General features: G+C 72.4%; 25 protein-coding genes. 11 read left to right on the top strand and 14 right to left on the bottom strand.

The window, feature by feature from the left end; all coding sequences use genetic code 11:
• Positions 1–65: 65 nt before the first annotated feature.
• On the top strand, positions 66–965 hold the full coding sequence (locus tag J3A75_RS23270; RefSeq protein WP_012320320.1) for an outer membrane protein: 900 nt from the start codon (positions 66–68) through the stop codon (positions 963–965).
• Positions 966–1,088: 123 nt separating this feature from the next.
• Here the strand turns inward: J3A75_RS23270 and trxA are convergent, their stop codons facing one another.
• Together trxA and addA are read right to left on the bottom strand one after the other, a co-directional pair.
• Positions 1,089–1,412: a thioredoxin gene (trxA, locus tag J3A75_RS23265; RefSeq protein WP_010682902.1), complete on the bottom strand. Its 324-nt coding sequence runs from the start codon at positions 1,410–1,412 to the stop codon at positions 1,089–1,091.
• 223 nt (positions 1,413–1,635) lie between these two features.
• A complete protein-coding gene (addA, locus tag J3A75_RS23260) occupies positions 1,636–5,133 on the bottom strand; it encodes a double-strand break repair helicase AddA (protein ID WP_070999939.1) in 3,498 nt (1,165 codons plus the stop codon).
• Positions 5,134–5,270: 137 nt separating this feature from the next.
• Here addA and minC (J3A75_RS23255) point away from each other — a divergent pair, with 137 nt between their 5' ends.
• From minC (J3A75_RS23255) to J3A75_RS23235, 5 genes are all read left to right on the top strand, one after another.
• The gene (minC, locus tag J3A75_RS23255) at positions 5,271–6,014 is read left to right on the top strand and encodes a septum site-determining protein MinC (protein ID WP_012320318.1); all 744 of its coding nucleotides are present in this window, start codon (positions 5,271–5,273) and stop codon (positions 6,012–6,014) included.
• A 206-nt stretch (positions 6,015–6,220) separates the two neighbouring features.
• Positions 6,221–6,949, top strand: coding sequence for a septum site-determining protein MinC (gene minC, locus J3A75_RS23250; protein ID WP_012320317.1), 729 nt, complete (start codon positions 6,221–6,223; stop codon positions 6,947–6,949).
• 13 nt (positions 6,950–6,962) lie between these two features.
• Entirely contained in the window at positions 6,963–7,778 is an 816-nt protein-coding gene (minD, locus tag J3A75_RS23245; RefSeq protein ID WP_012320316.1) for a septum site-determining protein MinD, read from the top strand.
• Positions 7,775–8,116, top strand: coding sequence for a cell division topological specificity factor MinE (minE, locus tag J3A75_RS23240; RefSeq protein WP_012320315.1), 342 nt, complete (start codon positions 7,775–7,777; stop codon positions 8,114–8,116). The genes minD and minE overlap by 4 nt, the downstream gene beginning before the upstream one ends.
• A 162-nt stretch (positions 8,117–8,278) precedes the next feature.
• Positions 8,279–9,163 carry an alpha/beta fold hydrolase gene (locus J3A75_RS23235; RefSeq protein ID WP_029358940.1) on the top strand — a complete coding sequence of 295 codons (885 nt, stop codon included), beginning with the start codon at positions 8,279–8,281 and terminating at the stop codon, positions 9,161–9,163.
• On the opposite strand, the gene J3A75_RS23230 is transcribed toward J3A75_RS23235, so the two are convergent.
• Positions 9,153–10,589, bottom strand: coding sequence for a cytochrome P450 (locus J3A75_RS23230; protein ID WP_199825798.1), 1,437 nt, complete (start codon positions 10,587–10,589; stop codon positions 9,153–9,155). The two genes, J3A75_RS23235 and J3A75_RS23230, sit on opposite strands and share 11 nt — an antisense overlap.
• A gap of 77 nt (positions 10,590–10,666) precedes the next feature.
• Positions 10,667–13,315, bottom strand: a complete 2,649-nt coding sequence (locus tag J3A75_RS23225) for an ABC transporter ATP-binding protein/permease (protein WP_070999938.1) — start codon at positions 13,313–13,315, stop codon at positions 10,667–10,669.
• Positions 13,316–13,731: 416 nt separating this feature from the next.
• On the opposite strand from J3A75_RS23225, the gene typA reads away from it, so the two are divergent.
• Together typA and J3A75_RS23215 are read left to right on the top strand one after the other, a co-directional pair.
• Positions 13,732–15,555, top strand: a complete 1,824-nt coding sequence (gene typA / locus J3A75_RS23220; protein WP_012320311.1) for a translational GTPase TypA — start codon at positions 13,732–13,734, stop codon at positions 15,553–15,555.
• A 166-nt stretch (positions 15,556–15,721) separates the two neighbouring features.
• Complete coding sequence (locus J3A75_RS23215; RefSeq protein ID WP_070999937.1) at positions 15,722–15,955, top strand: RAG2 PHD domain containing protein; 234 nt, start codon at positions 15,722–15,724, stop codon at positions 15,953–15,955.
• Between the two features lie 52 nt (positions 15,956–16,007).
• Here J3A75_RS23215 and J3A75_RS23210 read toward each other — a convergent pair whose 3' ends face one another.
• From J3A75_RS23210 to cysK, 5 genes are all read right to left on the bottom strand, one after another.
• Entirely contained in the window at positions 16,008–16,166 is a 159-nt protein-coding gene (locus J3A75_RS23210) for a hypothetical protein (protein ID WP_164891370.1), read from the bottom strand.
• Entirely contained in the window at positions 16,163–16,477 is a 315-nt protein-coding gene (locus J3A75_RS23205) for a hypothetical protein (RefSeq protein ID WP_012320308.1), read from the bottom strand. The genes J3A75_RS23210 and J3A75_RS23205 overlap by 4 nt, the downstream gene beginning before the upstream one ends.
• Positions 16,477–16,656, bottom strand: coding sequence for a hypothetical protein (locus tag J3A75_RS23200; protein ID WP_058606441.1), 180 nt, complete (start codon positions 16,654–16,656; stop codon positions 16,477–16,479). The genes J3A75_RS23205 and J3A75_RS23200 overlap by 1 nt, the downstream gene beginning before the upstream one ends.
• An 81-nt stretch (positions 16,657–16,737) precedes the next feature.
• Positions 16,738–17,241, bottom strand: coding sequence for a hypothetical protein (locus J3A75_RS23195; RefSeq protein ID WP_012320306.1), 504 nt, complete (start codon positions 17,239–17,241; stop codon positions 16,738–16,740).
• 307 nt (positions 17,242–17,548) lie between these two features.
• Positions 17,549–18,523 carry a cysteine synthase A gene (gene cysK / locus J3A75_RS23190; protein ID WP_070999936.1) on the bottom strand — a complete coding sequence of 325 codons (975 nt, stop codon included), beginning with the start codon at positions 18,521–18,523 and terminating at the stop codon, positions 17,549–17,551.
• A 229-nt stretch (positions 18,524–18,752) separates the two neighbouring features.
• Here cysK and J3A75_RS23185 point away from each other — a divergent pair, with 229 nt between their 5' ends.
• Positions 18,753–19,751 (top strand): TAXI family TRAP transporter solute-binding subunit, encoded by a 999-nt coding sequence (locus J3A75_RS23185; RefSeq protein ID WP_083374380.1) that lies wholly within the window; start codon positions 18,753–18,755, stop codon positions 19,749–19,751.
• A 9-nt stretch (positions 19,752–19,760) separates the two neighbouring features.
• Here J3A75_RS23185 and J3A75_RS23180 read toward each other — a convergent pair whose 3' ends face one another.
• A complete protein-coding gene (locus J3A75_RS23180) occupies positions 19,761–20,297 on the bottom strand; it encodes a GcrA family cell cycle regulator (protein ID WP_024829353.1) in 537 nt (178 codons plus the stop codon).
• Between the two features lie 456 nt (positions 20,298–20,753).
• On the opposite strand from J3A75_RS23180, the gene J3A75_RS23175 reads away from it, so the two are divergent.
• On the top strand, positions 20,754–21,941 hold the full coding sequence (locus tag J3A75_RS23175) for a patatin-like phospholipase family protein (protein WP_024829354.1): 1,188 nt from the start codon (positions 20,754–20,756) through the stop codon (positions 21,939–21,941).
• A 53-nt stretch (positions 21,942–21,994) separates the two neighbouring features.
• Here J3A75_RS23175 and J3A75_RS23170 read toward each other — a convergent pair whose 3' ends face one another.
• The 3 genes from J3A75_RS23170 to J3A75_RS23160 all read right to left on the bottom strand — a co-directional run bounded on the left by J3A75_RS23170 (position 21,995) and on the right by J3A75_RS23160 (position 24,278).
• A complete protein-coding gene (locus J3A75_RS23170; protein ID WP_012320301.1) occupies positions 21,995–22,123 on the bottom strand; it encodes a hypothetical protein in 129 nt (42 codons plus the stop codon).
• A gap of 95 nt (positions 22,124–22,218) precedes the next feature.
• Positions 22,219–23,631 carry a pyruvate kinase gene (pyk, locus tag J3A75_RS23165; protein WP_012320300.1) on the bottom strand — a complete coding sequence of 471 codons (1,413 nt, stop codon included), beginning with the start codon at positions 23,629–23,631 and terminating at the stop codon, positions 22,219–22,221.
• Positions 23,632–23,783: 152 nt separating this feature from the next.
• Positions 23,784–24,278 (bottom strand): SRPBCC family protein, encoded by a 495-nt coding sequence (locus J3A75_RS23160; protein ID WP_070999934.1) that lies wholly within the window; start codon positions 24,276–24,278, stop codon positions 23,784–23,786.
• A gap of 144 nt (positions 24,279–24,422) precedes the next feature.
• Between J3A75_RS23160 and J3A75_RS23155 the strand changes: the two genes are divergently transcribed.
• The gene (locus tag J3A75_RS23155) at positions 24,423–25,715 is read left to right on the top strand and encodes a lytic murein transglycosylase (protein ID WP_070999933.1); all 1,293 of its coding nucleotides are present in this window, start codon (positions 24,423–24,425) and stop codon (positions 25,713–25,715) included.
• A 7-nt stretch (positions 25,716–25,722) separates the two neighbouring features.
• Here the strand turns inward: J3A75_RS23155 and J3A75_RS23150 are convergent, their stop codons facing one another.
• Complete coding sequence (locus J3A75_RS23150; RefSeq protein ID WP_024829356.1) at positions 25,723–26,511, bottom strand: aldolase; 789 nt, start codon at positions 26,509–26,511, stop codon at positions 25,723–25,725.
• Positions 26,512–26,576: the final 65 nt, after the last annotated feature.

Raw genomic sequence — 26,576 nt, 5'->3', positions numbered from 1 at the left:
ACATCCTCGCGGGGCCCGATCGCATAATTTCCCCCTCGATCGGGCTTATGCTGGGGATCACAGTAATGAAGAAGCTTCTCACCTCTCTCGCGGCGTTCACCGCGCTCACGGCTGCCGCTTCGGCCGCCGATCTGCCGCGCCGCGCCGCGCCGCCGCCGGTGTTCACCCCCGTTCCGGTGTTCACCTGGACCGGTGCCTACTTCGGTATCAACGCCGGCTACGCGTTCGACGCCAGCAGCAACTCCACCCGCGGCTTCGTCCAGACGCCCGGCAACCCGGTCGCTCTGGTGCCGGGCGGTCTCGTCCCCTACCAGGCCCTGCTGCCGAACGGCTCGTCGCTGATCTACAGCAACGACAGCCGCGAAGGTTTCTCGGGCGGTGGCCAGATCGGCTACAACTGGCAGCTGACCCCGGGCTCCGGCGCCGTGATCGGCTTCGAGGCTGACGCCCAGTACCTCGACTTCGGCCGTCGCGCCCGCTTCGCCACGAACGCCGCGGCGATCAACCCGGGCTTCATCCCGGTCAACGGCACGCTCAACACCATCGACTTCTTCGGCACTGTCCGCGGTCGTCTCGGTTACGCCTTCGACCGGACCCTCGTGTACGCCACGGGTGGTTTCGCCTACGCCACCGGCACGGATGACGGCGCTCGCGTCGGCCTGCAGAACTTCGCCGGCCGCCGGAACGACTTCAAGACCGGCTGGACCGTCGGCGGCGGTGTCGAGTACGCCCTGCCCACCGACTCGTTCCTGAACTTCTTCCGCTCCTCGGCCGTGACGCTGAAGGTGGAAGGCCTGTACGTGAACCTCGACAACAACAACGGCCGCGCCCAGGCGCCGCTGGTCGGCGCCGCGATCTCCCCGGTCGGCCTGGTGCCGGTGTACTCGCTCGCCGGCGCCAGCCGGAACGAGAACGCCTTCGCCGTCGTCCGCGCCGGCCTGAACTACAAGTTCGGCTCGTACTGAGACCGGACGCGGGATCCCGGACTTCGCTCCGGGATCCCTCAAGAACAATCTTGGGCTCGAAACCGAGAAAGCCCGGCCTCGCGGCCGGGCTTTCTTTTCGTCGTTCAGGGCCTCGAAGGCGCTTCAGGCAGTCTGGGCGCCGATCCAGCGCGACAGGTCGCCCTTCGGGGCGGCGCCGACCTTCTGGTCCACCCGCTCGCCGTTCTTGAAGAGCAGCAGCGTCGGGATCGAGCGGATGCCGTACTGGGCGGCGATCTGCGGGTTCTCGTCGACGTTGACCTTGGCGATCTTCACCTTGCCCTGCAGGTCGGTCGCGATCTCCTCGAGGGCCGGGCCGATCTGACGGCACGGGCCGCACCACTCCGCCCAGAAATCCACCACGACGGGCTCGGCGGACTTGAGAACGTCCTGCTCGAAGCTCGCGTCGGTTACTTTCACCGTCGCCATAACGTCACCTTTCGGAATCCGCCGCCCGTCGGGCGGCGTCGAACGGGCAGAGGCCCGCGCGGTCCCGTCAGAATTGGCGACGGCCCGGCGCGCGGTCAAGAAGTCCGGTCCCCGGGGGCGGGCTCCGGCGGCCGGGACGGGGCGCCCTGTCGACACACGGGCGCGCCGCGATGTGCGCTGGCGCATGCGGGCCGCCCCCGGGCGCCCGGCCGGGGGCGACGCGTCACGCTTCGATGCCGATCCGGTCCAGGGCCGCCGCGACGTCGTCGGGGTCCAGGGTCCGGATCACGGGGCCCGAGGTCCAGACGAGGAGCGGGCGGATCGTCCGGCCCGGATAGATCTGCGCGAGGAGGCGCGCGTAGAGGGCGATCTGGCCGGCCTCCGCGGCCGGCAGCGGCGCGCCGGGCTCGGGCGGGCGGCCGGTCTTGAAGTCGGCGAGGTGCACCGCGTCCGCCGTCACGGCGAGGCGGTCGACGCGACCCTGAACCACCCGGTCCGTACCGCCGGCCCGGACCCGCCCCGAGAGCGCCACCTCCGCGCGGGCGTCCGGCGCGAAGAGCGGCGCCAGCTCCGGGGCGTCGACGATCCGGAGGACCGACCGGACGATCGCGGGCGCGGCCGCGCGCGGCAGCCCGGGCGCCCGGGCCCGCACGAAGGCGCGCCCGGCCGTCTCCCGGCGGGCGGGCTCGACCCGGGGCAGGTGCTGCAGCAGGGCGTGGGTCAGGATTCCCCGGCGGCGGGCCTGCGCGTCGGCGAGACGCGGCGGCGGCACGCGCGCGCCGTCCGCCGCCTGCAAGGCGCCGGACGGGTTCAGGGCCTCGAAGGCCGGCTCCGGCGGGACCGGCCCGCGCAGCCAGTCCGGCTCGAGCTCGGCCTCCGGCCCGGACGCGGGCGCCGCCGCGGCGGGAGCGGGACCCGCCGGGGCGCCGTCCTGCCAGAGGGTCGCGGGGCCGTAGGGGAGTTCCAGCGAGCGGCCGGCGCCGAGCGCCGCCTCGAGGCCCGCGTGGATCATCCGGCACCACGCCGCCTCGGTCTCGCGCTCGTGGCCGCGGAAGGGCGCCACGATCAGCCGGTCGGCCGCCCGGGTCATGGCGACGTAGAGCAGGCGGTTGTGCTCCTGCCGCGCCTTGGCGAGCAGGGCCGCGCGCGCCGCGTCGGTGGCGGCGCAGTCCTGGGTCCGCCCCCCCGACCAGACCGGCGGCAGGGCGATCTCCGTCGCCGGGAGCGGGAGCAGGGGCGGGTCGTTGCGGCCGAGGGGCTCGCACCCGTCGAGGATCACCACGACCGGCGCCTCCAGGCCCTTGGCGCCGTGGACCGTCATGACCCGGACCTCGTCGCGGCCCGATTCGAGGTCGCGCTTGACCGTGTGCCCGGCCTCGGCCCCGACGTAGCGGGCGAGGAAGCCGCCCAGCGACGGGGCGTCCTCGCCGGTCTCGGCCTGGGCGGCGGCGGCGAGGAACACGTCGATGGCGTCCCCGGCCTCGCCGCCGAGGCGGGCCACCAGCTTGGCCCGGCCGCCCTGCGGCCCGAGGAGCCGGGCGTAGAAGCCGAACGGGCCGTGGAGCCCCGCCAGCGCGATCCAGCCCGACAGGGCCTCGAGCCCGCGCCGCGCGGCCGCGTCGCCCGCTTCGGCGTGGCGGTGCAGCGCATCCTCCAGGGTCTCGGCGAGGTCGCGGCGGGCCGCGATCCGCACCAGGTCGTCGTCGGTGAGGCCAACGAGCGGCGTCTTGAGGGCGGTCGCGAGGGTCAGGTCGTCGGCCGGCAGGAGCCCCGCCCGGCCGGCGGCGACCAGGTCGGCCACGGCGATGTGCGCGGAGACCTCGAGCCGGTCCTGCCCGGCGACCGGGACGCCGATGCCCTTCAGGGCGCGGATCACCTCCTCGAAGGCGGGCCCGCGCTTCCGGACCAGGATCAGGACGTCCCCGGGGCGCCAGATCCGGCCGGTCGCGTCCCCCGTGGTGGTCCAGGCGCGCACCGCCTGCGCCACCCGGCGGGCGGTAATGATCGCGGGAGCGCTGGTCTCCGGCGCGTCGACGGGGGCGGTCCAGGCATCCGGCTCCGCGGCCGGCTCCGGCTCGGCGATCGGCCACAGCTCCACCGCGCCGGGCGCGCCCGGCCGGGCACTGGCATGCACGGTCGTGCGCACCGTGTCCTCGAACGAGAGCCCCTCGTTGTGCGCGTCGAGAGCGAAGACCGCGTCGACGGCGCGCAGGACGAGGCCGGTCGAGCGGAACGACAGGGTGAGCGGCACGTCCTCGAAGGTCAGGCCGGCCGAGCGCGATTCCGCGATCCAGGACGCGCGGGTCAGGGCGAATTCCCGCGGCTCCGCGCCCTGGAAGCCGTAGATCGACTGCTTGGGATCGCCCACCGCGAAGCGCGTCCGGCTGCCGATCCGCGCGCCCTCGCCGGCGGCGAATTCCTGCGTGATCGCCCGCAGGATCGCCCACTGCTCCGGGTTCGTGTCCTGCGCCTCGTCGACGAGGACGTGGTCGATCCCGCGGTCGAGCTTGTACAGGACCCAGCCGGCACCGACGCGCCCGAGCAGGTCCAGCGCCTTGTGGATCAGGTCGTCGAAGTCGAGGGCGCCGAGGCGCGCCTTCTGCGCCTCGACGCGGCGGTGGATCTCGGCGGCGATCTGGAACAGCGCCTGCGTGCGGGCATGGGCCCGGGCGGCGCGCAGGCGGTCGAACAGCGGCTCCAGCCGGTCCCGCTCGGCGAGCAGCGCCGCCTTGGCGCCGGCCGGCACGCCCTTGGTCCCGAGGCTGCTGTCGGCCTTGGGCTCGTCCTTCTGGGTGAAGAACACCGACCGGTAGAGGGCGAGCGCCTCGGCCCGTTCGGGAAGGTCCGCCGCGCGCACCCGCTCGGCCTCGGCGGCCTCCAGGGCGTCGGCGAGCTTCTCGTCGTTGGCCTTGCCGGTGCGGAGCGCCGCGACCAGCGCGGCGCGCTCCTCCGGACGGCACCCGGGACCGCCCTCGAGGATCGCGGCCTCGATCCGCTCGGCGGATTCCTCGGCCGCCAACCCCAGCGCCCCGTGCAGCCGACCGAAGGCCCGCTCCAGGCCGGCGGCGTCGCCGATGAAGCTCCGCGCCCGCATGGCCGCCCGGATCGCCGCCCGCAGGGTGTCGCCCGTGGCTTCCGGCGTGACCCGCGCGAGGGCGGCGCTCAGCGGCGTGTCGCCGTTCGCGACGGCGTCGGCCAGGACGTTGGCCATCTCGATGTCGAACAGTTCCCGGGCCTTGGCCTCGTCGAGCACCACGAAGCGGGCCGGCACGTTCGCCTCGAAGGGGAACATGTGAAGCAGCCGCTCGCACAGGGCGTGCAGCGTCTCGATCTTGAGGCCGCCCGGCGTCTCGACCGCCCGGGCGAAGAGGCGGCGCGCCAGCCGCAGGCGCTCGGGCCCGGCGCGCTCGCCGGTGAGTTCGGCGAGTTCGGCGGCGAGGGTCTCGTCGTCCAGCGTCACCCAGCGACCGAGGAGCCGGAAGACGCGGATCGCCATATTGGCCGCCGCGGCCTTGGTGAAGGTCAGGCAGAGGATCCGGCCGGGCGGCGCCTCGTCGAGGAGCAGCCGGACCACCCGGTCGGTGAGGACCTTGGTCTTGCCCGCGCCGGCATTGGCCGAGACCCAGGCCGAGGCGCGCGGGTCGGCGGCCCGACGCTGGTTGGCGCGGGTCAGGTCATCGACGACGAAGGGGGCGGGGGCGTGCGAGGTGGCGCTGCTCAACGGTCCGGTCCGGCTCGGCTGCCGGCTCTCTCTACAACAGAAACGCGCCCGCGGACCGGCCAAGGCGTCACACCGGGCCTTGCGGGATTGCTCCCGGCGCGGCGCCGTCCCATGGATGCAGACGATCCCTCCCGCGCATGCCGAACACGCCCGTGACCCAGCCGACATCCGAGCCGGCGCGCCCGCCGATCCGCTTCCGCGGCCGCTCCTTCATGGCCACCGTCCTGGCGCCGATACCCCCGGTGGCCGACTGGTTCGGCGACCTCGACGCCCTCAACCGCCGCGCGCCGAACTTCTTCGCCGGCCGGCCGGTGATCCTCGACCTGTCCGGATTGCGGCTCAACCGGGAGGATCTCGACGGTCTGCTCGCCGAGCTGGCCGCCCGCAACATCGCGGTCCTCGGGATCGAGGGCGCGGCGCCGTCGCTGCTGGATTCCGGAACCCCGCCGGCCCTGTCGGGCGGGCGGCCTGCCGGGGAGGTCGCCGCCCCGGACGAGTCGGCCGCGGACGCGCCGGCGCCGGCCGAGCCGCAGGCCAAGGAGACGGCCCGCTCGCTGATCCTCGACGCGCCCGTGCGCTCCGGCCAGACCGTGCTGCATCTCGAGGGCGACGTCACGGTGCTTGGCGCCGTGGCGTCGGGTGCCGAGGTGATCGCGGGGGGCTCCATCCACGTCTACGGCGCCCTGCGCGGTCGCGCGATCGCCGGCGCGGCCGGGAACCCGACGGCGCGGATCTGGTGCCGGCGGTTCGAGCCGGAGCTGGTGGCGATCGACGGCCTCTACCGCGCCGCCGACGACCTCGACCCGGCCTTCCGGGGACAGGCCGTGGAGGTGCGGCTGCTGGAAGACGCGATCAAGCTCAACCTGTTCGAGCGGGGGTGAGAAGCTTCCCGACGGCCCCTCCCGTCTCCGCGGCGCGCTCGGACAGGTGGTGCTCCCCTCGCGAGAGCCGCGATGGGGCTGTGAAACCGTCCTCCGCTGCCCCGATACCAGGATCCCGGCAGAATTTGCCGACCGGATCAGAAACTTAACCCTTCGGTAACCATACCCGCCGTCAATGGTCCGGTAAGGACTCTTAACGGGCGGACATGAGCGACACCCTCCCCGAGCCGATCGATCCGGAGACCGCCCGCGCGGCGGCTCCTTCCGCGCCCCGGCCGCTCAGCCTGCGCGGACGGGCCTTCAAGGCCCTGGCCCTCTGCCCCGAGCCGCCGCTTCCGGAGTGGCTCGCGGGACTCGACGCGGCGCTCAAGCGCTCGCCGACCCTGCTGAAAGGCCGGGCCGTCATCCTGGACTGCGCCCAGCTCAAGCCCGAGCCGGACGCGCTCGAGACGCTCATGAACGAGCTCAAGGCCCGCGGCATCGCGGTCCTGGGCATCGAGGGTGCCGACGCGGTCGCGGACGGTCTGCCGCCGCTGCTGGTCAAGGGGCACCCGTCCGAGAAGGTCGAGATCCCGAGCGTCCCGGCCGAGCCGGAGCCGCAGGTGGTCACCTCGATCACCGTCGAGGGCTCGGTCCGCTCCGGCCAGAGCGTCATCAACCCGACCGGCGACGTCACCGTGATGGGGTCGGTCTCCTCCGGGGCCGAGATCCTGGCCGGCGGCTCCATCCACGTCTACGGCGCCCTGCGCGGTCGCGCGATCGCCGGAGCCGCGCGCAACCCGCGCGCACGAATCTACTGCCGCAAATTCGAGCCCGAGTTGCTGGGGATCGACCGCCTCGTGCGGACGGCGGAGGACATGGGCACGGCCCTGCGCGGCAAGGCCGCCCAGGTCTGGCTCGATGGCGGCAACATCCGAATGGCAAGCCTGGATTAAGGGAGATCGACGCGTGGCAAAGGTTCTCGTCGTCACATCGGGCAAGGGCGGCGTCGGCAAGACGACGACGACCGCGGCCCTCGGAGCGGCCCTGGCCCAGGGTGGTCAGAGCGTGTGCGTCGTCGACTTCGACGTCGGCCTGCGCAACCTCGACCTCGTCATGGGTGCCGAGCGCCGGGTCGTCTACGACCTCATCAACGTGGTCAACGGCGACGCCAAGCTGCCGCAGGCCCTCATCAAGGACAAGCGGCTCGAGACCCTGCACCTCCTGCCGGCCTCGCAGACCCGCGACAAGGACGCGCTCACCGACGCGGGCGTCGCCCGGGTGATGGAAGAGCTGCGCGAGAAGTTCGACTGGGTCATCTGCGACTCCCCCGCCGGCATCGAGCGCGGCGCCCAGCTCGCCATGCACCACGCCGACGTGGCGGTGGTCGTGACCAACCCCGAGGTCTCCTCGGTGCGCGACTCCGACCGGATCATCGGCCTCCTCGATTCCAAGACCGCCAAGGCGGAGAAGGGCGAGGACATGGAGAAGCACCTGATCCTCACCCGCTACGACCCGATGCGGGCCGACCGCGGCGACATGCTCAAGACCGAGGACGTGCTCGACATCCTGTCGATCCCGCTGCTCGCGATCATCCCGGAGAGCCAGGAGGTGCTGCGCGCCTCGAACCTCGGCTGCCCGGTCACGCTGAACAACCCGCTCTGCGCCCCGGCGCGGGCCTACGCCGACGCGGCCCGCCGGCTCAAGGGCGAATCGGTCCCGATGAGTCTGCCGGTCGAGCGCAAGTCCTTCCTCGACAAGCTGTTCATGCGGAGGGCGGCGTGAGCATCCTGGGACTGTTCCAGAAGCGCAGCTCCGGCGCGGTCGCCCGCGACCGCCTGCAGCTGATCCTCGCCCACGAGCGCGCGGAGTCGGGTCGCCCCGACCTCGTGATCCAGCTCCGGGAGGAAATCCTGGCGGTGATCGCCAACCATGTCGCGGTGGAGCCCGACAAGGTGAAGGTCACCCTGGAGCGCGGCGAGGGTGTCTCGACCCTCGGCCTCGACATCGAGCTGCCGCTCGGCGCCTCGGGCAAGCTCGACGCCAAGCTGGCCGCGAAGCTCGCGGAGGTCGCCGCCAACAAGGGGGGCGCCAAGCCGGCCTCCTCCAAGAAGGCCGCTTGAGCCGGGCGGGGACCGTCCCCGCCGGCACGGAAGACTCGAGCCGCGCCCGGTCCGCCGGGTGCGGCTTCGTCGTGCCCGCCACGAAGTCCGGCCTCGGCTCTCGACCGGGTGCCCCGTCGCGCCATCTCGGAGTCCTGGGGGGTGGTCGGTGAGAGGATCGACATGCCGAGCGCCACGACGGACGACGGGATACGGCTCCATTACGAGGAGAGCGGCGAGGGGACGCCGCTGATCTTCGTCCACGAATTCGCCGGCGACCATCGCAGCTACGAGGCCCAGCTGCGCCATTTCGGCCGCCGCTACCGCGCGGTCGCGTTCAATGCCCGGGGCTACCCGCCCTCCGACGTGCCGGAGGCCGTCTCGGCCTACGCGCAGGCGCGCGCCGCCGACGACATCCTGGCCATCCTCGATCATCTCGGCGCGCCGAAGGCCCACGTCGCCGGCATCTCGATGGGCGCCTTCGCGACCCTGCATTTCGGCCTGCGGCACCCTGACCGCGCGCTGTCGCTCTGCCTCGGCGGCTGCGGCTACGGCGCGGAGCCCGAGCGGCAGGCCCTGTTCCGCGCCGAGGCGGACGCCACCGCCGAGATGCTGCGCCGCGACGGCATGGCGGCCTTCGCGGAGCGCTACGCCGTCGGGCCGACGCGGGTGCAGTTCGAGACCAAGGACCCGCGCGGGCACGCCGAGTTCAAGCGGATGCTCGCCGAGCACTCGGCCCTCGGCTCGGCCAACACCCAGGCCGGCGTGCAGAAGGGGCGGCCGTCGCTCTACGACCTCACGGATGAGCTCGGCCGCATGACCGTCCCGACCCTGATCGTCGCCGGCGACGAGGACTGGCCCTGCCTCGCCCCGAGCCTGATGCTCAAGCGGGTCATCCCCTCCGCGGCCCTCGCCATGCTGCCCAATACCGGCCACGCCCTCTCGGTCGAGGAGCCCGACGCCTACAACCGGCTCCTCGACGACTTCCTGGCGCAGGTGGAGAGCGGCCGCTGGCCGATGCGCGATCCCCGCGCGACCTCGGCGACGATCACCGGGATCAGGGGCTGAGCGGCTCGCGGGGGATCAGTCGGAACCGGGCCGGCCGGTCCGGCTGGGTCGTGACGACCGCCTGGGGCAGCACCGGCTCGCGCTCGTCGAGCACCAGCCGGAACCGCTGCAGCACCCGCGCCAGGGACAGGACGGCCTCGCTCAGGGCGAACTGCGCGCCGATGCACACACGCGGACCGGCCCCGAACGGCAGGTAGGCGAAGCGCCGCGGCGCGGGCGCGCCGGGCAGGAAGCGGCCCGGATCGAACGCGTCCGGATCCGTCCAGAGCGCGCGGTGGCGGTGGAGTACCCAGGGGCTCACCATGACGATGTCGCTCGCCTTGACGGCGTGGCCCGCCACGTTGTCCGGGCCGAGCGCACGCCGGACGACCACGAAGGCCGCCGGGTACAGGCGCAGGGTCTCGTCGATCACCGCGCGGGTCAGTGGCAGCCGCCCGTCGCTCTGGCATCCGGTCGGATCGGTCAGGTCGGCGGCCCGCGCCTCGGCGGCGACCCGCTCCTGGACCTCCGGCGCGAGGGCGAGCAGGTAGGCCGCCCAGAACAGCGTGCCGGCCGTGGTCTCGTGGCCTGCCAGGATCATGGTGGCGACTTGGTCGCGCAGCTCGTCGGGCGTGAAGGCCGCGCCCGTGTCCGGATTGCGCGCGGCCGCGAGCAGGTCGAGGAGATCGCCCGACCGGGACCGGTCCCGCTCCGCCGCCCGGCGCGCCGCGATGATCCGGTCGAGGAACGGGATCCACCGGCGCCGGAACCGGCCGCGCGACCAGTCGAGGGGCACCGGCCAGCCCGGGGGGATCACGATGTCGAGGAGGTGCGGCCGCCCCATCCGCTCGGCATACTCGGCGATGAACTGGCGCAGCTCGGCGCCGTGCTCGTCCATGCCCACCGAGAACATGGCGCGCCCGGCGATCTCGAGGGCGAGTCGGTAGAAGGACGTGAACAGGTCGACCGGCCCCGCCGCGGCCTCGGCGGCGATCCGCTCCATCCCGTCGGTCACGGCGGCGGCGATATGGGGCACCAGCCCGTCGATCGCCCGCGGCGTGAAGGCCGGCGCCAGGGTCCGCCGCTGGTGCCGCCACGCCGAGCCCTCACTGATCAGGAGCCCGTCGCCGAGGATCGGGCGCAGGATGCGGGTCGTCCCGGTAGTGCGGGCGTAGTTCGCCTGGTTCTCGACCAGGACCCGGCGGATCGCCTCGGGGTCGTTCAGCACGAAACTCGACCGTCCGAGCAGGCCCCGGCGAGTGACCGGCTCCTCGAAGGCGCGCTGGGGGAAGCCCGCCAGCGCGTTGTCGCGGATCGAGCGCAGGTAGGCGGCCAGCGGCAGCTCGCGCTCCGGCGGGGCGCGGTGCGGCGGCACCACGCGCGGCATCCCGGCGAGGCTCGGGATCGTCCGGTCCGGGGTCGCGGTGGCGTCCGAGAATGTTGGCATGGGGTGCCATCCTGTGCCGGAGACGGGCGGCCCTGTAAACCGCCGCCCGCGCCCCGCGCGCACCGGTCACGCTCACGTCATTCGGCCGCCGTGCGCAGGCGCGTCTCGGCGCTCTGGACCGGCAGGCGCGCGGGGAACCGGGCCGGATCCGATTCCGGCGACAGGCTCGCCACGAGGCTGGCCCGGGGCAGGGTGGTCTCGGTCACGTCGAGCAGGGTGTCGACGCCCCGCTCCAGATGCTCGTCCACCCGGTCGATCACGAGGATCTCCGGGTCGCGCAGGATCGCCCGTGCGAGACCGACCCGGACCCGGACGCGCTCGGGGAGCAGCTGCCCGCGGTTGCCGACCTCCTTCTCGAGGCCGCGCCGCTGGATCGGCCGCTCCAGGTCGAATTCGCGGAACACCGCGCGGGCCTCCCGCTGAATCAGCGCCTCGCCATGCATCCGCGCCGTGTCGATGCGGCCGAAGAGCAGATTGTCGAGCACCGTGCTGCGCGGGTTGATCCGGTTCGGGTCGTAGGATTCGACGTCGCACCCGTCGTCGCCGTGCATGAAGCCCTGCACGACGGCCCGCGCGCCGACGATCCGCTTGGCCAAGGTCTCGTCGAGCAGGCCGAAGCGCATCCGCGGCTCGACATAGGCCAGGGCCAGGGCCAGGAAGGCCACGCTGTCGGCCTCGCTCAGGCGCCCCGCGTCGGGCAGGCGCGCGAGCCGGCGCAGGTAGTCCGGCAGCGCGTCCGGGGTGATCAGCGAGAACCGCCGGAACAGCGGGTGGCCCGGCGGCACGTCGGCGAAAATGTCCTTGAGGTTGCTGGCGATAGCCACGCCCATCCGGTCCAGCTCGTCGAGGAGCTTCACCTTGTCCAGCGCTTCGCGGAACAGCGTGACGCCGGCCAGACGGCGCGGTTCCGTCAGCGTCGGGTCGCGGGGGACGCCGAACAGCAGGTTCTCTCCGACGGTGGCCTGCTCGTTGTAGCGGCCTCGGGCGAACGGGATCACCAAGTCGGCGAGGCCCTTCTGGGCGAAGTGCTCGCGCAGGTGCTCCCGCGCCGCGATCATGCGCTGGCCCACCGGCGTGTCATGGGCCACCGAACTCAGGGCGCCGAGCCCGAACCGGTAGAGTTCGTCGCCGAGATCGAGCCGGCCGAGCAGGTCGAGCAGGCGCTCGTCGAGCTCCCCGGCATCCCGGACGCCGAGGCGCTCGAAGTCGATCCAGGGGTCCTCGACGCTGTCGCAGGGATTGCCGGTCTTCACCGCCTCGTTGATCCGCGTTTTGCTGAGATCGAGGCTGTTGGTGCGCAGCGGGTGCACGCGCAGCCCGTAGAGGATGTTGTCGCGTAGCGTCCCAGGGAACAGCACGGGCTGGACGCCCGCATAGGCGATGCGGCGCGCGTGGTGCCGGCGCGGCAGGGTGGAGAGGTCGTGCTCCCCGATCCGGATCGTTCCCCCGGGCGGCGACTGCAACCCGGCCAGGACCCTGACGAATTCCTGCGCGATCGGTCCGGGCGGGACCAGGGCGATCCGCCCCGGCAGACGCACCTCCGCGTCCCCGACCTCGATCACGGAGCCGCCCTGCGGATCGCGCAGCTGCAGGCCCTCGAGGCGCAGCGGGCTGCCGAGGCGGGGCGCCGCGCGCTCGGATTCGTGCTCCGCCGGCACAAGGCGCTGCGGACCGAAATGCGCCGCCACGGTCTCGTACTTGACCTCGACGTCGAGGCGCTGCTGGTCCCAGTCGATCAGCTCCTTGAGGGGCGGCGGCAGGTCGCGATAGGCGGCCAGGACCGCCACGAGCTGGCCGATGTCGAGCTGCCCCTTCAGGGCGAAGTAGCCGCCGATCGCGTAGAACAGGAACGGCGTCACCTGCGCGAGCAGGTTGTTGAGGTACTTCACCGCGAACTTGCGGCGGTAGATCCGCAGCCGCAGGTCGTAGAGCCGGTAGAGGCGGCCGCCGATCTCCGCCCGCTCCCAGCGGCCGGTGTCGTTGAGCAGCACCGCCTGCAGGCCGTCCAGCACCTCGGCGACGCGGCCGGCGAGGGCGCGGGACGCGATCTGGCGCTGGCGGCTGAGGCGGATGATCTCCCGCCGCAGCCGCGGGATCACGATCATCTGCACGGCGACCATGCCGCCGGCCGCGATGCCGAGCCACATGTTCTGCATCATGATGAAGGCCAGCGCCGTCGCGGCCTGCGTGCCCAGGAAGACCGGCACCACGATCGCGTCGCCGATGAAGGAGCCGATCGGCTCGACCTCGTCCCGGATGATCGTCGCCGTCTCGGAGGATTTCACCTCCCGCTGCGTCTCCGGCGAGAAGCGCAGCATCAGCGAGAACAGCTGGAAGCGCAGGCGGCGCAGCATCCGCTCGCCGAGGATGCCCTTCTGCAGGTTGATCCAGAACTTGAAGGCGCCGTTGATCAGGACGAGGCTGAGGAACAGGGTCGACAGGCTCAGCAGCAGCTCGAACCGGTCGAGCTGGAACCCCTCGAACAGGTGGGTCTTGCCGCCGCCCAGGAAGGCGGGCCACTCGACCGTGAGCTCGAGGAACGGCGCGGTCGCCTCGCCGTGCGCGTAGGCCTTCCCGGTGATCGCGTCGTTGACGATGCGCTTCGGCAGGTCGAGCGAGGCGAAGTAGAACGGGAGCGACGCGAGCACGACGGCGCAGATCCTGAGCTGCGCGCCCTTCGAGTAGCGCCAGATGTACGGGAACAGCCGCGGCTCAAGCGCGCGCATCGTGTCCTTCCGAGGAAAGCCCGCCCCGGCAGCCCGAGGGCCGAATCGCCGCAGCCGGGCACCTGATCCTGGTCGATACGCTACCCGAGGGATCCGGTTTCATCCAATACAACCCGATACGGACGGCTTCGCGCCGATCACGGCGTCATCGTGCCGTCATATAGGGCAGGCGGTGCGGGAGAGAGCGCGCAGATCAGCCCTGCAGCGGCGGCCAGGCCGCGGCCCCGCGCCGGTGCCACCTTCGGAACTGCCCCCAGCAATCCCCGCCACGCGACGCCCCCATGACCTCAGCGGCCTTGCCCAACCGCGCGCGTCCTTATATTGCGACGCAACCACCACGACTCCGTACCTGAACCGGCGCGGACGGCCGCGCCGCGCGGCCGCCAGGGAGCCGGCACAACCCGTTTCGGGCCGCCATGAATCTGCGCAACATCGCCATCATCGCTCACGTCGACCACGGCAAGACGACCCTCGTCGACAAGCTGCTGGCCCAGTCCGGCACCTTCCGCGAGAATCAGCGGGTCGAGGAGCGGGCGATGGACTCGAACGACCTCGAGAAGGAGCGCGGCATCACGATCCTCGCCAAGGCGACCTCGGTCGTCTGGAAGGACACCCGCGTCAACATCGTCGACACTCCCGGCCACGCCGATTTCGGCGGCGAGGTCGAGCGCATCCTGTCGATGGTCGACGGCGTGATCGTGCTGGTGGACGCCGCCGAGGGGCCGATGCCCCAGACGAAGTTCGTGGTCGGCAAGGCGCTCAAGATCGGCCTGCGCCCGATCGTGGCGATCAACAAGGTCGACCGTCCGGACGCCCGCATCAACGAGGTCGTGAACGAGGTCTTCGACCTGTTCGCCGCCCTCGACGCCACCGACGAGCAGCTCGACTTCCCGATCCTCTACGGGTCGGGCCGCAACGGCTGGATGGCCGACAGCCCGGACGCGGACCCGTCGGTCGGCCTCACCCCGCTGTTCGACCTCGTGCTCAAGCACGTGCCGCCGGCCCGCACCGAGGAGGGGCCGTTCCGGATGCTCGGCACCCTGCTGGAGGCCAACCCGTTCCTCGGCCGCATCATCACCGGCCGCATCGCCGCGGGCTCGGTGAAGCCCAACCAGTCGATCAAGGTCCTCGACCGTCACGGCAAGGTCGTCGAGACCGGCCGCGTGTCGAAGATCCTCGCCTTCCGCGGCCTCGAGCGCGCCCCGATCGATGTGGGCGAGGCGGGCGACATCGTGTCGATCGCCGGCCTGATGAAGGGCACCGTGGCCGACACGTTCTGCGACCCGCAGGTCGAGACCCCGATCCAGGCGCAGCCGATCGACCCGCCGACCGTGACGATGTCGTTCATCGTCAACGACAGCCCGCTCGCCGGCACCGAGGGCGACAAGGTCACGAGCCGCATGATCCGCGACCGCCTGTTCAAGGAGGCCGAGGGCAACGTCACGCTCAAGATCGAGGAGGCCGCCGACAAGGACAGCTTCTACGTCTCGGGCCGCGGCGAGCTGCAGCTCTCGATCCTGATCGAGACCATGCGCCGCGAGGGTTTCGAGATCGCCGTGTCGCGGCCCCGCGTCGTGTACGAGCGCGACGAGAACGGCGGACTTCTGGAGCCGATCGAGGAGGTCGTCATCGACGTCGACGAGGAGCATTCCGGCGTCGTCGTGCAGAAGATGTCCGAGCGGAAGGCCGAGATGCTGGAGATGCGGCCCTCGGGCGGTAACCGCCTGCGCCTCGTGTTCCACGCCCCGACCCGCGGCCTGATCGGCTACCAGGGCGAGCTGCTGACCGACACCCGCGGCACCGCGATCATGAACCGGCTGTTCAAGGCCTACGAGCCCTACAAGGGCGAGATGCCGGGCCGGCGCAACGGCGTGCTGATCTCCAACGACCAGGGCGAGGCCGTGGCCTACGCCATGTGGAACCTGGAGGACCGCGGCCCGATGATGATCGAGCCCGGCTGGAAGGTGTACCAGGGCATGATCGTCGGCGAGCACAACCGCGAGAACGATCTCGAGGTGAACGTGCTCAAGGGCAAGAAGCTCACCAACATCCGCACCACGTCGAAGGACGAGGCAGTGCGCCTCACGCCGCCGATCCGGATGACCCTGGAGCGCTCGCTGGCCTGGATCCAGGACGACGAGCTCGTCGAGGTGACGCCGAAGTCGATCCGCCTGCGCAAGGCGATCCTCGACCCGAACGACCGCAAGCGGGCCGAGCGGTCGAAGGAGAACGCCGCCTGAAGCGGTCAACCGTCGCCGATCGTGTACGACAGGCAACCGGGCGCTCAGGCCCGGTTGCTGATGCGGCCCTTATTCCGGGCCGCTCTCGGGCCTATCGAACCCTTATGCCGGGGGCGATACCTCGGTGCGGCGGACCCGAGAGGCCCGCGTGAACCCCGTGACACCGATGCCCGTCGCGTTGAACCCGCTTCCGTCGCTCGCCCAGGCCGCCTCCGCGCCACCCTCATACCTCGTCGGTCAGGACGGCGAGGGGCATTGGGTCGCGGTCGAGACCGGTGGGCGCGCCGGAGGCATCTTCCGCAGCCGCCAGGACGCGATCCGCTACGCCTGCGTCGAGACTGGCTGCCGTCCCGGCGAGGTGCTGCTGGCCTCCGGGCCGATCGCCTTCCGGCTCTCCTGAACCCCGGGACGCCGCGGCGTACCTCGCCGCGGCGCCGCTCGGGCCTGTCGCGTCAGCTGCTGCCGGGATCGGTCTCGTCGTTCTGGGTCCCGCCAGAGGGCGTACCCTGTCCGGGCTTGCCCTCCGTCTTCTCGTTCGGGTCCTTGACCGCGTCGGGGGCGACGTTCTTCGGCGCGTCCGGCTGCGCGCCGGTCTCTCGAGGCTCGCTCATTCCCGGTTCTCTCGCTCCGCCCGGTAGTGCCCGCCCGCGACCTTCGTGTCGGCGGCCGGACCCCGCGAGGCCTTCTGGTCCGAATGCCCCCCTGAGGAGCCGCCGATCGCCGGCGGCGCGCGGCCGGGCTCGCCGGCCGCGCCCCAGCCCTCCTTGGGTTCGGGCCGCGGCGTCTCGCCGGAGCCCATGTCGGTGATCGCCGCCTGATCGGAGGTCTGATGGCCGCCCCCGGCGGGCGGGCTCCCGCGCGACCCGACCTTGTCGTCGGGCTTGCGGGTGACCGTTCCGGATTCGCTCGTCGGCCTGACCATCAGCGCTTCCCGTCGTCCTGGCCGATGGCGGCGGTGGCGCGGTCGATCGCCTCACCGAGATCGGTGCCGGACCGCGCCTCGTCCTCCATCTGCCCGAGCTTCTCGCGCGGCGTCTCGGTGTCGGTGGTCGCCCCAGCGTCGGGGTCCTCCCGCGACGGCCGTCCGGTCTGTTCTGTCATGGCTCGCCTCTCTGCGTCTTCGGGAGACAACGGAGGCGGCGGGGGAGGGTTGCGCGGACCGGGTGACCGACGGCGTGCGGTTCAGGTCTCCGGGCCGACGATCCGGGACAGGACGGCGTGCATGAGATGCCGCGCCGAATCCTCCGCCGCCCCGCGATCCGACGCCCGGGCCTCGATCGTCAGGAGATCCCCGTCCCGCAGGATGACCGCGGTGGCGCCCGCGCCGCTGTCCAGCGCGTACACGCTCATCCAGCCGACCGCCGGGCCGGCGGCCAGACCCGAGAGGCGGCAATCCGGATTGCGCTTCACGCAGATCGCCTCGAGCGCCGCGAGGGTCGTCTGGCCGGAGCGGACCCGGGCCTCGGTTCCGTCGGCGAGGCGCCCGATCCGCATCTCGATCGACGGGGCGCCCGTGCAGGCGGCGCAGTTCAGGTTGAGATGCTGCGCCTCCACCTGCGCCGTGGCCCGAGGCCCGAGCGCCGCTCTGGCGGTTTCGGCCAGCCCGGTGAGGTCGTGGACCGCGAAGCCCAGGGCCATCGCCGCCTGAGCCCAGAGGCCAAACACGAGAATCAGAAGGCTGCGCATGGGAAGAAGCATTGTCCGTTCGCCGGTCGGCGTTAACGGAAAGATCCTGCTGCGTCCAGATGCGGTGGGCCGGGGCGATTGTCTCGGCGACGGCAGATCAAATCGACTGTTCTGCTGTGGTTATTGTTCAGAAGATCGATCTTCTGGCCTGCAAGGGCGCGATCGGGCGGTCGAATGAACGAAAATTCGGCCTCGTCGCGTCGACTGTATTGGTGGCCACTCGGGCGAGGGCCGCGCGGATCCGTGTCCGCGCGGACCGGGTGGCCGACGGGAGGGGAGCGGCCCGAAGGCCGCCCCGCTGCCGGCCTCAGCCGATCCCGTCGAAGAGGGCGGACGAGATGTAGCGCTCGGCGAACGAGCAGGCGACGGTCACGATCCGCTTGCCCTGGAACTCGGGGCGCTTGGCCAGCTCCAGCGCCGCCGCGACGTTGCCACCGGTGGAGATGCCGCCCGGGATGCCCTCCAGACGGGCGAGCGCCCGGGATGTCTCGAACGCCGCCTGGTTGGTGACCTTCAGGACGCCGTCGAGGATGTTGGTGTGCAGGTTGTCGGGGATGAACCCGGCGCCGATGCCCTGGATCTTGTGCGGGCCGGGCTGGCCGCCGGAGATCACCGGGGAATCCTCGGGCTCCACCGCGAAGACCTTGAGGTTCGGCAGGCGCGGCTTCAGCACCTCGCCGACGCCCGTCACCGTGCCGCCGGTGCCGACGCCGGCCACGAACGCGTCGAGCTGGCCGCCCGTGTCGCTCCAGATCTCCTCGGCGGTGGTCTTGCGGTGGATCTCCGGGTTGGCCGGGTTCGAGAACTGCTGCGGCATGACCGAGCCCGGGATCTCCTTCAGCAGCTCCTCGGCCTTGGCGATCGCGCCCTTCATGCCCTGCGCGCCCGGCGTGAGCGCCAGCTCCGCGCCCAGGAAGGCGAGCATCTTGCGCCGCTCCAGCGACATCGTCTCGGGCATCACCAGGATGAGCCGGTAGCCGCGGGCTGCCGCCGTGAAGGCGAGGGCGATGCCGGTGTTGCCCGAGGTCGGCTCGACCAGCGTGCCGCCAGGCTGGAGCTTGCCGGAGGCCTCCAGCGCATCGATCATGTTGACGCCGATGCGGTCCTTCACGCTGGCGATCGGGTTGAAGAACTCGAGCTTCAGCAGAATCTCGGCGTCGACGCCGTGCTCCTTGGGCAGCCGGTTCAGGCGCACCAGAGGGGTGTTGCCGATGGTCTCGGTGATCGAGCCGTAGACACGGCCGTGGCCGACCTTCGCCGGTGCGTTGAGGGTATCGGCCATCGCGGAACTCCTGCTCGTGGTGACGGATCGGACAGATGTCGTGCCCGGGGGCGGCCCCGCCAAGGGATCGCCCTCGCGTGGGAGGCTTGACCGGCCCGGACGGGAGGCTGCGATATCGCGTTGCCGCGGCCGGAGCAATCGGGCTAAGTGCCGTTACCGAAAGTTCTTTCCGGAATTGGGCGAACTTTCGGAGCGGGGTGGAAGACCTTTATTGAGCGGCCCTTTCCTCATGGAATTCTATTCTCCAGCCTGCCCGGCCACGGCCGGCGCTGCCGGACCGTTCGGCGCATTCGGCAGGCGGGGCCTGCCCCTTCGGCCGACTCGTCGGGCCGCTCTGCTGGCGGGCCTCGGCCTGATCCTGGCGCCGCCGGCGCGCGCCGCCGGGGCGCTCCGCCTCGTGCTCGCCACCGCGACGCCCGGCGGCGGCTTCCCGGCCTTCGGGGAGACCTTCGCCGGCGCGATCGCGGCCGCGGACCCGGCCCTGACCGTCGAGCGGCGTGCCACCGGCGGCTCGTCCGAGAATGTCGGCCTCCTCCGCGCCGGCCGCGTCGATCTCGGCCTCGTGCAGGGGGAGTACGCCTATCCCGCCCTCGCCGAGGGCGGCGGCCTGACCGTTCTGGCGCCGATGTACCCGACGCCGGGCCTGTTCGTGGTGCCGGCCGGCAGCGCGATCCGCTCGGTGGCGGATCTGCGCGGGCGCAGGGTCGTCCTCGGCACGCACAAGTCCGGGCTCACCGTCATGGGCCGGAGCGCCCTCGGCGCCTCCGGGCTCGATCCCGAGCGCGACATCAGCCCGATCCTGCTCGACCGGGCCGCCGACGGTCCGATACTGGTGCGGGAGGGCCGCGCCGACGCGCTGTGGGGCGGCGGCCTCGACTGGCCGGGCTTCCGCGCCCTGGCCTCGGATCCCGGCGGAGCCCGCTTCTTCGGACCGTCCGAGGCGGGCATTGCGCGCCTCGCGCAGCCCGGCGCGGCGACGCGGCGTCTCACGGTTCCGGCCGGCAGCTTCGCCGGGCAGGCGGAGCCGATCGAGACGGTCGGATCCTGGAGCTTCGTGCTCGCGCGGCCCGGCCTCGACGAGGAGACGGCCTACCGCGTCGTGAGTGCGCTGGCGCGGACCGATCTCACCACCGCCCGGCCGAGGAACCTCGTCGGCCTCGTCACGGCGGATCGGGTCAATCCCGGGACCGCCCGCGTCCTCCGCGAAGCCGGCGTGACGCTGCGCTGACGGCGCGGCTCAGCGGAAGGAGGCGACGCGGCGATCACGCTTCCGCTCGGCGGCGGGCTGGTAGGCGATCTCGGCGTGATGGGTGCAGTACGGCAGGCCGGTGATCGACCGGGCGCCGCAGAAGCGGAATTCCGGCGTCGTCGGGTCGCCGAGGGGCCAGCGGCACATGGATTCCCGGAGGTCCATGATGGTGACGCGCTCCGACACCGCGAGGGCCACGGGCGCGGGCGCCGCGGCCGGCGCGGGCGCCGGGAATTCCGGGGCCGGACGGTGGGCCAGGATCGCGACCGGCTCGGGCGCCTGGGTCTCGACCACCGCGATGGCGGTCTCGATCTCGACCGTCTTCGACGGCGGGACGGCGGTGGCGGTTTCCTCGCCGCCGCGGGCGCGGCCGGCCAGACCGAGGCGGTGGACCTTGCCGATGACGGCGTTGCGGGTGACGCCGCCGAGTTGCGCCGCGATCTTGCTGGCGCTCTGCCCGTCTTCCCACAGGCGACGCAGCATCGCCACGCGATCGTCCGTCCAGCCGAGACCCGCTTCCATCATCCCCTCCGCCCCCTGCGGCTCGGCTGCGTTCCCGAAGGCACGTCCGTGTGTTCCAGGCCGACAGGCGCCGTATCCTCGGCCGGCCCTCTCGCCACGCAGACCGCGCCCTCGCGCACCGGCTGCCGCATCGCGTGCGACACCCTGTCTCGCCAGGCCACGGGGGAACCCTAGCGCGGCGCTCGCGAACCTTGCAAGGGCGCGCGGCCACCGGGCACCAGCCGCCGCGCCGCCTGTCCACCGGCAATGGCCCGAACCGGCACGGCCCGGTACGGCGCCGCACCGTCCCGCGCGCGCCCGCCACGGCCACGCTCGCGCCCCGATCGCGTGGGAGCGTGACCCCACCGCAACAGCGCGGCCTTATCGTTCCGTCGAAGCCGGCTAAGACGGAACAGGCGATACGGCCAAGCTCGTTCCGTGTGGCAGAGTGGGCGTGTTTCGCGGTTCGAGGAAGTGACGATGGGTTCTCGTCAGGTCAGCCTGCGCATGGCGGTGGCGTTCGGGCTGGCGGCGCAGGTCGCGGCCTGCGGCAGCGTTCCGCGGACTCCCTACAGCGCCGAGCAGGCGGCGTTCGCCACCGTGCCGGGCATTCCCGGCGCGCGCGTCTTCGCGGACGCGTCGGTGGACACGATCGCGGCCCTCGCCGCCAATCCGGAGCGGCGCCTCAAGGGCTTCACCTACCTGGCCCTGTCGGGCGGCGGCGGCGACGGCGCCTACGGGGCGGGCGTGCTCAACGGCTGGACGGCGTCCGGCAAGCGGCCGGAATTCACCCTGGTCTCCGGCGTCTCGACGGGGGCGCTGATCGCGCCCTTCGCGTTCCTGGGCTCGGCCTACGATCCTTACCTCACCGAGTTCTACACGAGCGGCGTCGCCGGCGAGCTCGTGGCCTCGCCGAATCTGGCCAACGTGCTGTTCGGCTCCGGCCTGTTCGGCGACGGGCGCCTGCGCAACCTCATCGACCGCTACGTCACGGACGATCTCCTCAAGGCCGTGGCCGAGGAGCACGCCAAGGGCCGGCGCCTGCTCGTCGTGACGACGAACCTGGATTCCCAGCGCGCGGTGATCTGGAACATGGGCGCCATCGCGGCGAGCGGGGTGCCCAATGCCCGCCAGCTGTTCCGCGACGTCCTGGCGGCCTCGGCCAGCATCCCGGCGGTGTTCCCGCCCCAGTTCATCGACGTCTCGGCGGGCGACGCGCGCTTCCAGGAGATGCACGTCGACGGCTCGGTGGTGACACCGGTCTTCACCCTGCCGCAGACCCTGCTGCTGCGCGACGGACGGATCCGCACCGGCGGCAAGGCCGAGATCTACGTGGTGATCAACGGCCGCCTGGAGCCGGACTTCGAGGTCACGAAGGACAACACGCTCTCGATCGTGGAGCGCTCCTTCACGACGGCGAGCCGCGCCCGCTCCCGCGCGACGCTGACGGCGACCTACGCGCTGGCGCGCACCAACGGCATCGGCTTCAATCTCACCTACATCGACGAGAACGGACCCAAGGCCTCCGCCGCGAAGGGCTTCGACACCGCCTACATGCGCGCCCTGTACGAGGCCGGCTACGAGAAGGGCCGGACAGGCGCCTTCTGGCAGCACTCGATCCCCGCCGCGCCGGTGCTGAAGGAGACGGCGAGCGCCGTGGCCAACTGATCGCCCGACCGTTCCGCCGCGCGCCCGACACGGGCGCGCGGCGAACGGCGCGGCTACTTGCCCAGGATCTTCGTCACGAGGCGGCCGAGGGGCGTCGCCGTGCTGGCGTTCCGGTCGTCCCGGTCGACGGGGCGATTCTCGTTGCCGAGGATCTTGGTGACGATGCGTCCGATCAGGTTCATGGGTCGGCCCTCCGGTCACGCGCCCAAATGGCGCAGCTTCCCCAACAACGGGTCAGGCGCGGGCCGCGTTCCAGCCCGGCGCCCGATCGGGCGCCTCAGACCTGCATGAGGCGGATGTTGTTGGTGTTGCCGGCGGTGTGGAACGGGATGCCGGCGGTGACCACGATGATGTCGTTCGACCGCGCGAAGCCCTCGTCCTGCGCGTGGTGGCAGGCCTTCGAGGTCATCTCCTCGTAGCTGTCGACGTCCTCCGTCAGGACGCTGTGCGCCCCCCACAGCAGGCTCAGCCGCCGCGAGGTCGCGACGTTGGGGGTCAGGGCCAGGATCGACGCGGCGGGGCGCTTGCGCGCGACCCGCGCGGCCGTCGTCCCGCTCGCCGTGTAGGCGACGATCGCGGCGGCGTGCACGGCCTCGGCGAGGTCGGCCGTGGCGGTCGCCACCGCGTGGGGCGGCGTCTCCTCCTCGCCCGGCTCCGAGGCCGCGACGATCGAGTGGTAGAGCTTGTGCCCCTCCACGCTCCGGATGATCCGATCCATCATCGCCACCGCCTCGACCGGGTAGCGGCCTGTGGCGGATTCCGCCGACAGCATCACGGCGTCGGCGCCGTCATAGATGGCGGTGGCGACGTCCGACGCCTCCGCCCGGGTGGGCGCGGGGGCGTTGACCATCGAGTCGAGCATCTGGGTCGCCACCACGACGGGCTTCACGGCGAGCCGGCAGGCCCGGATCAGCTCCTTCTGCCGCCCCGGCACGTCCTCGTGCGGGATCTCGACGCCGAGGTCGCCGCGGGCGACCATCACGGCGTCGGAGAGCCGGATGATGTCGGCGATCCGCTCCAGCGCCTGCGGCTTCTCGATCTTCGACATGATGCCGGCCCGATCGCCGATGATTCCCCGCGCCTCGATGACGTCGGACGGCTTCTGGACGAAGGACAGGGCGACCCAGTCGACGCCGAGATCGAGCCCGAAGGCGAGGTCCGCCCGGTCCTTCTCGGTGAGCGGCGACAGGTCCAGCAGCGTACCCGGCAGGTTCACGCCCTTGCGGTTCGAGATCGGCCCGCCGGTGACGACCTCGGCGGTGATCGAGGTCCGCTCGGGCCCGGTGACCCGCACCCGCACCCGGCCGTCGTCGATGAGGAGTTCCTGGCCCGGCACGACGGCGTCGAAGATCTCCGGGTGGTGCAGCGGGATCGCCTGCTTGTCGCCGTCGGCGCCCTCGAGGACGAAGCGGACCGTCTCGCCGGCCTCGAGATCGAGCCGGCCGCCCTGCAGCGTGCCGATCCGGATCTTCGGCCCCTGCAGGTCCTGCAGGATGCCGATCGGCCGGCCGACCTCCTTCTCGAGGGCGCGGATGGCGCCGTGGACCTTGGCGTGATCCGCCTGGAGGCCGTGGCTGAAATTGAGCCGGAACGTGTCGACGCCGGCGAGGAACAGGGCGCGGAGCTGGTCCGGGGCGGAGCTGGCGGGACCGACGGTGGCGACGATCTTGGCGTGGCGGTGACGGCGCATGCGGGTCTCGGCCTCCTGAGGCTGCCTCTGGGAATCGAGCCGGGCGCTCGCTCGCGCCGACGGCGCTCACATCGGTCCGCGACGGCCCCGCGGCGAGACCCCGCGGCGCGCGGCGGGCGATTTTTCGCGCGGCGGGCCGATTCCGCGGGCGGCTATCTGGCCGCCTCCCGGGCGATCCCGGCAAGGCCGGCGTCGAACACGCCCGTGATGTCGGCGACGGCGTCGGCGTCGCTCATGCCCTCGGCGTCGAAGGTCGCGCTCCAGATCACCATGGACCCCGCGCCGTTGGGACGGACCGCCAGCGTCGCGTTGTAGGCGCGCACCGGCAGGGGACCCTGGATGAAGCTGTAGCTGTAGCTCATGCCGGTCTCGTCGCGCGCGGTCTCGACCTCGGCGATCGTGCCCCGGCCGCCCTGCACCACGAGGCCGCGGATCTGCGCGCGGATGCCGTCATCGTCGTCGTCGCCCGAAAGGATGCAGCGCTGGACCTGCGGGTGCCAGTTCTGGATCGCGCAGAAATCGCCGACCAGCGCCCAGACCGCCGCGGGCGGGGCCGGGACGTCGCGGCTGCGGGTGACCTCCAGGGCGCTGGCCGGTCCGGCGCCGAGGACGGCCGCGACGATGACCGTCAGGGAAGCGGGCTGCATCACGGGTGGTCTCCGGGCAGGCGGGCTGGTGTGACGCGACTTGGGGCGCTGCCGGGGCCGCGGCGAGCCTCGGGCCGCGTCTCGAAGGTGTCGCTGCCGGCCCGCTATGCTACGCCGCCCTCGTCTGGATCACCGGAGATGCCCATGGACGATCGCGCCGCGCCGAAGCGGCCCGTGACCCGGAGCGGCGCAACGCGCGCGGTCCTGGCGACGGGTGCCGCACTCGTCTTCGGCACGGTCGTGCCGGCGCGCGCCGCCGGGCCCGACCCCACCCCGCCGGTCGCACCGCAGTCCTTCGAGGCCTGCCGGGCCGACCTGATCGCCTGGGTCACGGCCCGCGCCGTGCCGCAGGGCCTCGCCGAGGCGCAGCTCGCCCACCTCACGCCCGACCCCGACGTGATCGCCGCGACCCAGAGCCAGGGCGAGTTCGTCCGGCCGATCTGGGACTACATCGAGGCCAGCGTCACGCCGGCCCGCGTCGAGTCCGGTCAGCGCAAGCTCGCCGAGCACGCCGACACGCTCGCGGCCATCGAGGCCAGGTACGGGGTCGACCGCCACATCCTGGTGGCGTTCTGGGGCGTGGAGTCGAGCTACGGCGCCGTGCTCGACAATGCGGCGGTGGTGAAGCCGGTCGTCCGCTCGCTCGCGACGCTCGGCTGCAGCGACCCCAACCGCATGACCTACTGGCGCGACGAGCTGGCGGCGGCGCTCCAGATCCTGGCCTGGAACCAGGCGCCCCTCGACCGGATGCCCGCCGGGCTCACCGGATCCTGGGCAGGCGCCATGGGGCACACGCAGTTCATGCCCAGTGTATACCAGCGCGAGGCGGTCGACTTCGACGGGGACGGCCGGCGCGACATCTGGACCTCGGTGCCGGACGCGCTCGCGTCGACGGCGAACTACCTGCGCAGCCACGGCTGGAGACCCGGCGAGGGCTGGGGCGCCGAGGCGGTGCTGCCCGAGACCTTCGACGCGGCGCTCGCCGACGAGACGACGGTCCGCACCGTCGCGGCGTGGCGGGGGCTCGGCGTGAGGCCCGCCCGCGACCGCGCCCTGCCGGACACGGCCGAGGCGACCCTGATCCTGCCCGCCGGGATCCGCGGCCCCGCCTTCCTGCTGCAGCCGAACTTCGCGGTGATCCTCCGCTACAACACGGCCCTGTCCTACGCGCTGACCGTCGCGCTCCTGTCGGAGCGCCTGCGCGGCGACCCGGGCCTGGTGCACGACTGGCCGCGGGGCGACCGGCCCCTCACCGCCGACGAGCGGCGCGACCTGCAGACCCGCCTGACGGAGCGCGGCTTCGCCACCGGCGGGGTCGACGGCAAGATCGGCCCGAAGACGCGGGCGGCGCTGCGCGCCTTCCAGGGGTCGGTCGGCCTGCCGCCGGACGGTTACGCCGACGCCGCGCTGCTGGACCGGGTCCGGGCCGCGCCCTAACGGGCGCTCACGCCAGGAAGGCGGGCTCGTCCCGGGCGAGCACCCGCTTGACGCTCTCCAGGTGCAGCCGCGCGCTCTCGGCGCGGCCGGCCGCCTCCTGGGCCGCCACGTGCTTCACGATCGCCTCGGGCACGGCCTTGAGCGCGCGCCCCGTGCTCATGGCCAGGACCTGCGCCTGCGCGGCGCGCTCCAGGTAGTAGAGGTCGTCCCAGGCCTCCGCGATGGTCTCGCCCAGCACCATCACGCCGTGGTTCTTCAGGAACACCACGTCCGCATCGCCGGCGCTCTCGGCGATCCGCCGGCCCTCGGACGCGTCGAGCGCCAGTCCGTTGTAATCCTCGTCCACCGCGATGCGGCCGTAGAAGCGCAGGGCGGTCTGGCCCGCCCACAGCAGCGGCTCTCCCTCCAGCATGGCGAGGGCCGTCGCGTAAGGCATGTGGGTGTGGAACGCGGCCCGGGCCCGGGGCTTCAGCCGGTGCAGTTCGGCGTGGATGTGGAAGGCGGTGGCCTCCGGCTGGCCGTCGCCCTCGATGACGTTGCCGTGGAAGTCGCAGAGCAGCAGGCTCGACGCGGTGACCTCCGCGAAGGAGAGGCCGTAGGGATTGACCAGGAACAGGTCGGGCCGCTCCGGCAGCACCGCCGAGAAGTGGTTGCAGATGCCCTCTTCCAGGCCGTGGCGGGCGGCCCAGCGCAGGCAGGCGGCGAGGTCGATCCGGGCGCGGCGCACGCTGTCGGCGTTCAGGGGCTCGTTGCTGCGGGCCGGCGGGGTCCCCGGGGCGGTAACGGCGTGCGCCATGCGTGCGGGCTTTCCTGTGTAAAGGGATCGGGCCGGGCGACCCGGCCGGGGCCGCACTCTAGACG

The sequence above is a fragment of the Methylobacterium sp. PvP105 genome, from assembly GCF_017876975.1.
Lineage (GTDB): Bacteria > Pseudomonadota > Alphaproteobacteria > Rhizobiales > Beijerinckiaceae > Methylobacterium > Methylobacterium radiotolerans.
Note: the sequence above shows the minus strand (reverse complement) of the source record. Positions and strands in the feature narration are given on the sequence as shown.